Annotated in this window: 1 protein-coding gene; it reads left to right on the forward strand. The window is 67.3% G+C overall.

Translation table 11 applies throughout. The annotated features are described in order from the left end of the window. The first annotated feature begins 215 nt into the window (after positions 1 to 215). Positions 216 to 13,226 carry a filamentous haemagglutinin family protein gene (locus tag AB4Z37_RS09735; RefSeq protein WP_441516521.1) on the forward strand — a complete coding sequence of 4,337 codons (13,011 nt, stop codon included), beginning with the start codon at positions 216 to 218 and terminating at the stop codon, positions 13,224 to 13,226. The last annotated feature ends 23 nt before the right edge of the window (positions 13,227 to 13,249 follow it).

The raw sequence follows: 13,249 nt of genomic DNA on the forward strand, positions 1-13,249 counted from the left end.
AAAAGAATCGTCGGGCGTGTTCGGGTCGGGCGCGCGGGTGGCGGTCTAACGAGCGAGAGGGGCTGCGGACCATGCCGCAGCATCCATAGCCGCTTGCGAGATCCGTTGTCATGTCCGTCAATCCTGCGCCGTTCACTCAGAGCCGTCTTCGCCGTGCGCGTCGTTCGCATCGGGCGGTAACCCGACCTCTGCCTTCGGCTCGACTGACGGGACTGATGTCACGCGCGACCCTGCTCGCAGGAACCAGCCTGCTGGCGCTGTTGGCAGCGGCCGGACAAGTCTCCGCGGCGCAGCTCGGCGGTGGCGCCGGCATTCCGGCGACGACCTACACTATGGATGCGGCGGCGATCGCTGCGCAGCAGGCTGCAGCTGCGGCCCAGCAGGGCCAGAGCGCGATGCGACGCTCGATCGAGGCGGTCCAGGCGATGCAGGGCGCGCAAGCAGCGGCGCGCGCCGCTGCAGCGGCGGCGCAGCGCTCGACGACGCTGCCGCAGGTGGTGGTGCCGAACGGCCTTGCCACGGGCGGACTGCAGATCGCGCCGGATGGAACGTGGAGCGGCGCCAACGCACCGGTGCAGAGTGCTGGTGGCAACGGCACGACCGTCACCATCAACCAGACCGCGCCGCAGGCGATTTTGAGCTGGCAGACCTTCAACGTCGGCGCCCAGACCACAGTCAATTTCAACCAGCAAGGCCCGACCTGGACGGCGCTGAACCGTGTCATCGGCAACACCGGTCCAAGCCAGATCCTTGGTCAGATCAATGCGCCGGGACAGGTGCTGGTCATCAACCAGAACGGCATCATCTTCGGCGGCGCCAGCCAGATCAACGTCGGCTCGCTGATCGCGGCGAGCGCGAACATTACGGATCAGCAGTTTCTCTCCAAGGGGCTTTATTCGAGCCAGGCTGGTATCAGCTATCTTCCGAGCTTTACCGGTGCGGGTGGCAAGATTGTAGTTGAGAATGGCGCGCTGATCACGACCAGTGCGCCAACGTCGGTCACCTCCGGTGGCGGCTTCGTGGCGCTGCTCGGCACCGAGGTGCGCAACGCTGGCGCCATCGCCACGCCGAAGGGGCAGGCACTGCTGGCGGCGGGCGACGACTTCATCCTGCGTGCAGGCTACGGCACCGCCAGCAACCAGTTCTCAACCACCCGCGGCAGCGAGATCGCGCCGCTGCTCGGCATGGGCAGCACCAGCGGCCAAGTCATCAATACGGGCCTGGTGTCGTCTCAGCAAGGCGATATCACTCTGGCCGGCCGTGCAGTGACGCAGGACGGTGTTCTGTTATCGACGACCTCGGTCAATCAGCGCGGCACCATCCATCTTCTGAATGCATCGGGCGACACCGGCGGCAGCGTCACGCTGACGGCCCGGAGCTTGAGCGTCATTTTGCCTGAACTCGCTTCCAGGGATACGGCCCTCAATTCGCAGCGCGATGCGCTGATCGCCGCGTCGGGGACCAATCCGGGCGCGTTCGGGCAGTTCGACAACCTGTCCAAGCTTGCAGACCGGCGCGATCAGTCGCGCATCGAGATCGTTACCGGTGGAATGATAAATTTCCAGAGCGGCTCGACCGCGATGGCGCAGGGCGGTCAGATCGCGGTGAGCGCCGGCAAGCGCGTGTTCGCTGAAAGCGGCTCGAGCCTCGACGTTTCCGGCGTGCAGGGCGTAGTCCTGCCGATGTCGGCCAATCAGGTCAGGGTCAGTATCCAGGGCAACGAACTCAGGGATTCGCCGGTAAACCGGGACAGCGGCGTCCTGAACAACGCCAGCGTGTGGATCGACGTCCGTAACCTGCTCTACCTGCCTGCCGGGACAGGCGGGTATGCTGGCGAGCGCTATTATACCAGGGGCGGCTTGCTCGAGGTCAGCGGCTATCTCGCCAATACGCCTCACACCATCGGCGAGTGGGCGGCGGTTGGTGGCACCATCACTCTGGCGGGGCCGGAAGTCATTGCGCAGCAGGGATCGAAATTCAATATCGCCGGCGGCTCGGTGAGCTATGACGGCGGCCTGGTCTATTCGACCCGGGTGATCGGTGTCGATGGCCGTATCTCCAGCCTCGAGGACGCGCCAGCCAACATGAAGGTCCTCGCCCTCGCGGGCGGCTTCGTGCGGACGCACAATATCCAGGGCAAACGGGACGACCGGTTGACGGAGATCTGGACGTCACCGCTGGATCGTTCCTCCACGGCGCGTTACGAGGCCGGCTATACGATCGGCCGTGATGCCGGTCGTCTCAATCTGTCGACGCCAACCTCGCTGTTCGAGGGGGACATCATGGCCGACGTCATCACCGGCGAGCGCCAGTCGAGCGCGCGGGCGGCCAATGTCGCCGACGGATTCAAGCAGGTGCAGAACGCCGCGCCGCAGGCGGGCACGCTCGGCCTCGGCCGTTTCGATGTGACGAAAACGACCGAGAGCGCATTCTACGCCTTGCAGGTTCGTTTCGGCGATGTCGCAGCGATCACCGCGGGCATGTCCGCTGCCGATGCGTTGCCGCTGGCGCGCACCGGGACGGCGTGGTTCGATGCCGGCCGCCTCAACGCGATGCGTCTCGGTGGACTTGCGGTCGGTTCGGCCGACACCATCACGATTGATCGCGCCCTGGCGCTCGCCGATGGCGGCAGCGTCACGCTCAACGCGCCGGTGGTCGACATCAAGGCGGATGTCACCGCGCGGGGCGGCTCGCTGACGGTCGACAACTATTTCAAGGGCAATATCGCCGGCGGTCGCGGTTTTGGTGAGGTGCTGCTCAAGAACGGCACGGCATCGTTCACGGTCCATGACGGTGCGACGCTCGACCTGCGCGGCATCTGGGTCAACGCGCAAGGGCGTTCGTCTGCCGATGCCGGGCAGGCGTTGATCAACGGCGGTTCGGTTACGCTGCGATCGACCCACGATATCACCGTGGAGAAGGGCAGCGCGATCGACGTGTCCTCGGGAGGTGCGATCCTCTCCGATGGCAAGTTCAGGGGAGGCCGCGGCGGCGACGTCACGTTGATCGCCGGTCAGACCAATCCGCTCAATCCCCAGGCCGACGGCCTGCTGACGCTCGACGGCGACATCCGCGCCTATGGCGTCAGCGGCGGCGGCACGCTCAGGGTCGAATCCGGCTCGGCGATCGCCATCGGCGGCAGGATCCTGAAGACCGACGGTGTGCTCGGGGCGGGCGAGAAGGCGCCAGTCGATCTCGTGCTGCTTCGGGAGTATCTGGTCAAGGCCGGCGAGGTGCTGCCGGCGGACTATTCCTATCCGACCACCGTCTTCCTGCCGGGCGATCGCATCACCGCGGCCGCGAATTTCACGAACGTCAGGCTGGCCGCGGACTGGACGCCGCCCTATCCGACCGCTGGCGCGAGCTACTTCGTCAAGACCGGCAGCGGGCAGCAATTCCAGTACTGGCCGCGCGCGACCAACTACCCGCGGCAGGTCATTCCGGCGGGCACGGTCATCACGATTCCCCAATACCAGGTGGCCGCGATCGCTGGCTATATCCTGCCGGGCGATGTCTTCCCGGACGGTCTGGGTTCCCTGACACCAGTCACCCGGACGATTCCGGTCGGTACGCTGGCGCCGACCGACGTGACGTTCGCGGCCGGAACGCGCATCGCGGCCGGGGCGGTGTTGCAGCGTGACGCCAGCATCAAGCCGATCCTGCAGATCGGCACGCCGCTGTTCCAGACGGGATTCTCGACTTACGACATCAATGGCCGTCGCGGTCTCGTGGTCGCGGACGGGGCGCGGATCGATGGCGCGATGCCGGTCTATCGGCTCAAGGATGGCGCTTTCGACGTCGCGACGGGCGCGGATCCCACGCGTGCGCTCGACGTCTGGACGCCGCCGGCGTGGATCGAGGACGCGCGTAATGCGCGCCTGACCCAGCGGGCAGGCGCGAGCGTCACGCTACGTGCGGCAACCGGAGAAGGGGCAACTGAGCTCGCCAACGGGCTGATCGATATTCGCGCCGGGGCGGCGATCGTGGTCGACGCCGGCCAGTCGATCAATCTGAGGGGCGTCGATTTCTCGGTCGATGGCATGCTGGTCGCGCCGAACGGCACCATCAGCCTCACCCAGCCGGCGAGCTCCCTCGTTCCGGAAATTGGCGGCAAGGCGGGCCTGATCTGGATCGGCGAACATGCCGTTCTCGATGTGGCGGCGCGTGCGGTGACGGCCACGGATATGCGCGGCCGGACCTACGGCGTGGTCGCCGATGGCGGCTCGATACAGATCGGTGGCGCGCTGGACTGGGACCAGAACGGCCAGACCCTCACGCCGACATCGTTTGTGGTCATTCGCCCCGGCGCGCTGCTGGATGCATCCGGCACCAGCGCGGTTCTCGGTGTGCCGGCTGCGGGGTTCCAGGCCAGCGTGCCGCTCGCGGTCGCCAGCAACGGCGGCAGCATCGTCGTCAAGTCGGGCCACGGCCTCTATCTCGATGGAACGCTGCGGGCGACGGCTGGCGGTTCGAACGCCGCCGGCGGCACGCTGGCGCTCGCGCTCGAAACGCCCAACTATCCGTCGCAGACACTCAGTGGCGACGTGCTGCGGCACCGCGAAATCGTCATCGCCAACATCCAGGGGAACAGCGCCATCGCCGGTGCGGCCTCGAAGGCTGATGCGAGGGCAAGCCTTGTCACCGGCACGGCGCGCGTCGGGGCAGACCGCATCAGGGCCGGCGGCTTCGACAACCTGTCGGTGCTGGTCGACGGTATCCTGTCGTTCGATGGCGACGTCGCGCTGGGAATGCGACAGAGCCTGCGTCTCTATGCCGGCGCGTATGCCCTGACGGATGCCGCCGACGCAGCCGCGCGCGTATCGCTTTCGGCTCCCTATGTGAGGCTGGCGGGGGCGACCCGCGGCGGCCGCGAGCACTTCACCTTGCCCGCGGTGAGGTGGGAGAGCGGTTATGGCAAACCGACGGACACGCCGAGCAACGCCGTGTTCGGGGTGACCGCGGACTTGATCGACGTGCGCGATTTCGTCGCGTTCGGCGTCCGCCAGGTCATGGACATCGAGACGCGGGAGTATACGGTCGAGCGCCGCGGCTTCGCGCTGGTGGATCTGCTGAGCCGCGGCGATATCCGCATGCTCGGCGCGATCCGGACGGACATCAGTACCCGCCTGCAGTCTCCGGCCAACATCGCCCTGACCGCGCAGCAGATCTATCCGACGACCGGCGCGTTCGGCATCATCACGGCCGGCTATATCGGTGAAGAGGGCAAGATCCGCGCTGGCAGCGTGCTGGATATCCGCCGCTATGGCGCGGTGACACCCGAGATGCCGAACTCCGTGTTCGGCTCACTGTCGCTCGCTGCGGGCACCATCAATCAGGGCGGCGTGGTGCGTGCGCCTCTGGGCACGCTCCAGTTCGCAACGAACAGCAACGACGCCCAGATCGATGTCATTCATTTTCTGCCGGGCAGCATCACGTCGGTCAGCAGCGCCGGGTTGACGATGCCCTATGGTGGCACCCGCGACGGCCTCACCTACAGCTACAACGGCGCAGCAGCGAAGCTGTTCGGCGCTGGAAGAATGGGGACGGTCAGCCTGCGCGTTCTGCATGTCGACGCGCAGGCCGGATCCATCCTCGACCTCTCGGGCGGCGGCGAGCTGACCGGCGCGGGATTCGTCTCCGGTCGCGGCGGCTCCGTGGATGTTCTCACCACACCATTCATCAATTCCAATCCCGCCTACAAGTACAGTGCCAGCGGCAACGAGGTCTATGCCATCGTGCCCGGCCGCGCCGGTCTCTATGCGCCGTCGGGGCAGGAGGCGGGCTATGGCGAGCCCGGGATCGGCCGGCAGATCACCATTCCCGACGGCGTGCCGGGCCTTGCGGCCGGCACCTATACGCTGATGCCGTCGACTTATGCGCTCCTCCCGGGAGCCTATCGCGTCGAGATCGGCGGCACCGTCCTCCCGGGCGGCAGCGTTGCGGCGACCGGCAACGGTTCGTATGTCGCGAGTGCCTCTCTCGGCATCGCCAACACGACGATCCGTTCGTCGTTGCCGAGCCTCGTCACCGTGACACCGGGCAATATCGTCAGGACCCATTCGTCGTACAACGAGATGGGCTACAATGCGTTCGTGCTCGCGGACGCGGTGCGTGTCGGCGTGCCGCGTGCGGCCATGACCATCGACGCACGCCTCCTGAATCTCGAACTGCAGAAGCCGCGCACAGCCGACAGCCGCGCGCAACTGATCTTCGACGGCGACCTGCGCATCCGTGCTGCGGTCGACAGCAATGGTTTTGACGGCATCGTTCAGCTCCTCGGCGTCAATGAAATACTGGCAACCGGCCAGAACGCGACGCCGGGCATGTCGGGGGCGTCCGTCAGCGCCGACGAGATCAACAAGCTCAATGCGCCGCGTCTGGTGCTGAACGGCGCCATCGGCGTGGACTATGGCCAGAACGGGCGCGTGGTGACCATCGAAACCAGCCCCATGGATACCATCGTGCGCAGCGGTGCGCGACTTGTGGCGGGCGAGATCTTTCTCGCGAGCCGTGGGCGGCCATGGCGCGAGGAGATCGGCCGGGTGACGATCGAGGAGGGCGCGTCGCTCAGCACCATCGGTCGCGGTCGCGGCAGCTTCAACTCGCGAGACGGCTATGTCTTCGTGGCCAATGGCGTGCTCATGCTGTCCAACGGCGCGATCAATCTGATGCAGGCCGAGACGAGGCCGAACTCGGGTGACGAGGTCGAAATCTCGATCGGCGCCTGTGTCACCGCCGGCTGCGGCGGGGTGACCACGCTGGTTTCGGAAGGCACGATTGCCGCGGCGACGATCGGCTCGTTCGCCATGGCGGGGAACGTCTCCTACGGTACCCGCAATCTGGTGCTGGGCCTGTCGGCGATCAATCTCGGCGACGATGCGGCTCTTTCGGCCGCCGCGGCGGCAGGCCGTCTGCCGGCTGGCCTCGCGCTCAACCAGAATGTCCTGTCACATCTGCTGGCTGGCAACACCGCGACGGGCGCACCGGCGCTCGAGACGCTGGCACTGAATGCACGCAATTCGGTGAATGTGTTCGGCAACGTCACGCTCGATGCATCGCGGATCGGTCGCCTGGTGCTCGGGACTCCGGCGATCTACGGCTACGGCGGCAGCAGCGATGTTGCGACGATCCGCGCCGGAGAGTTCGTCTGGACGGGCCTGGCCGTGGCGCCGGGGGCGGCGATGCCAGACACGCTCGGCGACGGCCGGTTGAATATCGCGGCCAGCCGGATCGTGTTCGGCTACGGCCCCAACACCCAGCCGGGCAACCAGGTTGTCGACAATCGCATCGCGCTCGGCTTCACCGATGTGACTTTTACGGCCAGCGAATCCGTCACATCGACCAACAAGAGCACGCTCAGCGTCTATCACCGGCAGGGCGAATACGTCGCGGGTACAGGCTATCAGTACAGCGGCGGCAATCTGACCGTCGCGACGCCGCTTCTGACCGGCGCGGCCGGGTCCGGCAACACCCTCACCGCCGGCGGCGATATCCGCATCATCGGCTCGGGCGGCGCGGCCGTGCCGGCCGCGGCGCTCGGTGCGCAGCTCAAGCTTGCCGGCGCCAATATCCTCATCGACAGCAGCGTGGTGCTGCCGTCGGGGCATTTCACCGTGAACGCCAGCGGCGACATCGTGCTCGGCGGCAACGCACGCCTCGATCTCGCCGGGCGCGCGGTGCCGATGTTCGACATCACCAAGTACAGCTGGGGCGGTGATCTCATCCTGACCAGCAGCGCCGGCAATATCCGCCAGGAGGCGGGCTCCACCATTGACGTCTCCGCCGAGCGCAATCGCGCCGGCACCATCACCGTGACGGCCCTCGGCAACGGCGCGGGACGCGTCGAGCTCGCCGGCGCCTTGCGCGGGACCGCATCCGGGCGATACGACGCCGGCGGCACGCTGGTGCCATATGACGCAGCCGACGTCACCGTGCAGGCCCAGGTGCTGCCCGACTTCGCCGGGCTCAATGCGCGACTCAACGACGGCGGCATGTTCGGCGCGCGGCGCTTCCAGATCAAGCAGGGCGACGTCGTCGTCGGCAACGAGGTCAGGGCGCGCAATGTCGAGATCGTCGCCGACGGCGGCAATCTCACGGTCAACGGCACGATCGATGCCAGCGGCGTGCAGGTCGGCAGCATTCGCCTCGTGGCGATGGGCGATCTGACGGTCAACGGCCTGCTGGACGCCCACGGCACCGGCATGCGGTTCGACAGCTATGGCAAGATCATCGATGCGCCGAACCGCGCGAGCGTCGATCTGACGACGCGTCAGGGCACCTTGACCCTGACGAGCAATGCCGCCGTCGATCTGCGGGCCGGGACCGAAGTTGCGTCCGGCACGGGGCCGCGCCAGAACGACGGCGCCGCGCGCGGCACGCTGACGCTGAATGCGCCGCGTCTCGGCGGCAGCGGCGTGCCGGCGGGGACCCGCGGCGTCGATGGCGCCAATGACGTCGCCGTCAACGTCCAGGGGACGCCGCCGGTCCGCGGCGCCAGGACCGTGGCGGTCAATGCCTTCCGCGTCTATGACGACGCGCCGCTCGCCACCGCGCCCGAGGTGACCGGCAACCGGCCGCAGGAGATCACGCAAGGCTATCTCGACGCCATCGATACCGACAGCGCGGCCTTCATCGATGCGGCGCTGGCCAATGCGTCGCTGAGCGCGCGGCTCGGCGGCCTCGGCAACTATCGTCTTCGTCCGGGCGTCGAGGTCGTCAGCAAGGTCAGCGCGGCGAACCCGAACGGCGATCTCACGGTCGCCGGCGATCTCGACCTGTCGGGCTATCGCTATGGCCCGAACGCAAACCGGCTCGATGCCGGCTTGCGCGGTTTCGGCGAACCAGGTGCGATCGCCATCCGCGCCGTCGGCAATCTCAACATCCGCGGCTCGATCAACGACGGCTTCGCGCCGCCGCCGGCGACCACCGGCGACAACGGCTGGGTGCTCGATCCGGGTATTCTGCCGTATGGCGGCGACCTGACGCTTCCCATCGCCGTCACGCTGGATGCCGGCACGGTGTTCAGGAAGGGCGTGACGCTCAACTACGATCTGCCGGTCGGCGCCGCCAACGGCCTGCCGGCAGGCACGGTGCTGCCGGTCCGCGCCACCCTGACAAGCACGCTGCTGCTGTCCGCAGGGACTGTCGTCGACGCCACCATCTATGACGCGAGTGGCGCGGTGGCGTTCGCCAAGGGCACGGTGCTGGCCGGCGTGGTGACGCTGTCGGCCGGCATGCAGCTCGATGCCGGCACGGTGTTGCGCGGCGCCGCGAGCTTCGCGGCGCTGACCTGGCCGAAGGGCGTTCCTCTGCCTGCGGATCTGACCGCCGCGGTGCCGCTGGCGCTGGCGGCGGGATCGCTGATCCCGTCCATGACCGATGTAAAGCTCGCGGGAGGCCAGCGGGTCGAGCTGCGCCCGCGGACGGGCGATCGCCAGTCGCAGAACTGGGCGGTGGCGCCGATGCTCAGCGCCGGCGCGACCTCTTGGGACATGCAGTTCACCGCGGGCGCCGATCTCGGCTCGGCGGACGTCCGTGCACGCAATCCGCTGGGCAAGGGCGATATCATTCTTGCCGATACGCACTATGTCTCGCGGACGGCCTCCGGCGGCATCGTCATGAACCTCAACATGGCGGGCGCACTCGTGATCCTCGCCAAATGGGGCGCCGACTATCCCAATCTCTCCGTCAACGATCTCGTCGGCAAATCGGAGAGCCAGTTGATCGCGCTTTTCGGGGCGTCGAGCTGGGACGATTTCGGTCTGCCCGGCTTCTGGGATCCCGCCGCCGGTCATTTCGATCTCGGCCTGACCATGCAGGGCGTCAACGCGGTCGTGGACATCAATGGTCTGCCACCGGGCATCACCAGCAGGTCGGACCTGCTGTTCAAGACCCGGCGCGAGCTCGCCACCCTGTACGGCGATCCCAACTACACCTGGAATGATTTCGGCCTGCCACCGAACTTCGGGGATTACGGGCAGGGCAACCTCTCCACCATCAATATGCCGCCCACGACCACGTATGCTTCGCCGTCGTTCAGTGTGATCCGCACCGGCACCGGCAACCTGTCGCTGTCAGCCGCCGGCAATATCCGGATGGATTCGCTCTACGGCGTCTACACCGCCGGCACGGCGACGGCGGTCGATGCGGCCTACAACCGCGCCCGTGGACTTCTCCCCGATGGCACGCTGCTGGGGGTTGCGAGCGCCGACTACGCCTCGGCGACCGCGATCTATCAGGCGTGGTACCCGGACCAGGGTGGCAACGTTCTGATCGCGGCCGGGGGCAATCTCACCGGCAACATCTACGGCCAGTCGTGGCGCCAGACGCCTTCCACTGTCGTCACCGGCAACTGGCTGTGGCGCCAGGGCACGGGTACGACCGCCGTGGATACCCCGATCCCGACCTCCTGGTGGATCAATTTCGGCACCTATGTGCCGAACACGGCGATCGCGGACGGAAATCAGGCGCGTCTGCCGGATCTCGCCGGCTTCACGGGCATCGGCGCGCTTGGCGGCGGCAACATCGCGATCCGGGTGGGCGGCGACGCCGGCGCGATCGATCTGCGCGGCGGCCAGGGTCCGCTACGGACCGGTCAGGAGCGCAGCCAGGGCCTGATGGTCGCGGTCGGCAGCACCGGCCGCGTCGGGGCGGACGGATCGTTGTCACTGACCGGAGGCGGCGACATCGACATCCGCATCGCCGGCGCCCTCAATCCGAACCTGACACTGTCCGATGTCGGCGAGAAACATGCGCTGGCGGGGGCGCTGGTCGACCTGCGCGGCGCGCTGCATGTCACCACGCAGTCGGTCGGCGGGATCAAGTTGGCCTACGGCGCCTATGTCGACAAGTTCGATCCGCGCGGGCTCGATCCGTTCACCGCGACGGCGTCGGACGCGCATTCGGGCTTCACACTGGTGCCCGGCGACGCGGTGATGACCATCGATACGCGGGGTGACCTCGTCCTGGGCGGCGCCGGCGATCCCGGCCGCACACTGTCGCCGAACAATGGCAGTTATGCCGCGGGCGGCGTCTCGTATGGCGGCGGCGGCGAAAGCTGGTTCTCGCTGTGGACCGAGCATACCGCGATCAACCTGATGTCGGCCGGCGGCAACCTGACGCCGACGACATCCTTGATGGAGCGGGACAGCATTCGCGCCGCGAGCCTGAACACCGACCAGAACATGGTCGACGGCACGGTCGTCTATCCGGCGATCCTGCGGGCGGCGGCGCTGAATGGCAGCATCTTCTACGGCGCCAGTGCCGCGCCTTCCCTGCGCTATGACAACCAGCCCTATCCCTTCGTTACCCTCGCGCCTTCGCGGTATGGCACGCTGGAAATGCTGGCCGGCAACTCGATCTATGGTGGCCAGTACGGCTTCAGCCTGTCCGGCACCGGCGTGCCGATGCCGACCCCGTTCAATCCGGCTTTTGCCGGCCGCGACGTCGACGTCTTCGGCCGGTCGCTGGTGACCAACGCGTCGTTCACCGGCTCGATCGATCAGGTCGGCAATGTCATGCCGTTATCGCTGTTCGTGTTCGGTCCGAACACCTCCGTGACCCCCATCGGCCGGGCGGCCGATGCCGATCCCGTGCGCTTCTACGCGAGGAGCGGCGACATTTCCGGCCTGTACACCGGCGAGGTCCTGTCGTTCTCCGGTGGACTGAGCATCTGGTACAGCGCGTCGGCGCCGCTCATGGTGCGCGCCGGCCGCGATATCGTCGGCGCCGGGCTGGCCCCCGGGGCGACGCGCGACAGCTATTACAGTGGCACGTCACGTGGCAATCTGATCGTGCACAGCAACCCCAATGATGTCTCGGTGATCTCCGCCGGACGGGACATCGTCAACGCCAACTTCGACATCGCCGGACCCGGTGCGATCGAAATCTCCGCCGGCCGCAATCTCTATCAGGCCGACAAGGGCGCGATTGCCAGCATCGGCCCGCTCGCCACCGGCGACACCCGTCGCGGCGCCAGCGTTGCCATGCTCGCCGGCGTCGGCGCGTCCGGGCCGAACTATGACGGCTTCGCGGCGCGCTATCTCGATCCCGCGAACCTGTCGAGCAGCGGTGTGCCGCTCGCCGACCAGCCGGGCAAGGTTGCCAAAACATATGAGCGTGAGCTCGCGGTCTGGCTCGGCGAGCGCTACGGCTTCGCCGGAACCGATGTGGAGGCACGCGCCTACTTCGCAGGCCTGCCGCCTGAGCAGCGGCAGATCTTCCTGCGGAGCGTCTATTTCGCCGAGCTCACCGCGGGCGGCCGCGAGCACAACGACGAGGCTGGTCAGCGCCATGGCAGCTATCTGCGCGGGCGACAGGCGATCGCCGTGCTGTTCCCGGAGACGGCGGCCTATGGCGGCGATCTCACGATGTTCGGTGGCTCGGGCATCCGGACGCTGTCGGGGGGCGACATCCAGATCCTCGCGCCGGGCGGCCGCGCCGTCATCGGCATCGAAGGGCTGGTGCCGCCGGCGTCGTCCGGCCTGATCACGCAAGGCGCGGGCAATATCCAGATCTACGGGCAGGGCAGCATCCTGCTCGGCCTGTCGCGCATCATGACCACGTTCGGCGGCGATATCATCGCCTGGTCTGCGACCGGCGACATCAATGCGGGCCGCGGCTCGAAGACGACGACGGTCTATACGCCGCCGAAACGCGTCTACGACAAGTATGGCCGGGCGGTGTTGTCGCCGCAGGTGCCGTCATCCGGCGCCGGCGTCGCGACGCTCAACCCGATCCCGGAAGTGTCGCCCGGCGATATCGACCTGATCGCGCCGCTCGGCACCATCGATGCGGGCGAGGCGGGCATCCGCGTCTCCGGCAACGTGACCCTGGCAGCGCTGCAGATTCTCAATGCCGCGAATATCCAGGTGCAGGGCAGTTCGTCGGGTATCCCGACCGTCCAGGCGCCGAATCTCAGCGTCGCGCTGTCGTCATCGAGCGCGACCGCCGCGACGCAGCAGGCGCAGGCGCCGCTGCCGGCCCGTAATGACGGCCAGCCGTCGATCATCATGGTCGAGGTGCTCGGCTATGGCGGCGGTGATGGCGGCACGGACGATCGCAACAAGAAACGTGACGATCGGCAAGGCCTCAATGGTCCTGCGCCGACGCCGGCACCGGACTATCGCGACGGCAGCGCGGTGCAAATCGCGGGGTATGGACGCCTGAGCGAGGCGGAGCAGCGGATGCTGACGCCCGAGGAGCGTCAGCGGCTGGGCGATAACTGATCAACAAGCGTGGGCGCGATCAC

It is taken from the genome of Bradyrhizobium sp. 2TAF24 (genome assembly GCF_052115025.1).
In the GTDB taxonomy this organism is placed as follows: domain Bacteria; phylum Pseudomonadota; class Alphaproteobacteria; order Rhizobiales; family Xanthobacteraceae; genus Bradyrhizobium_A.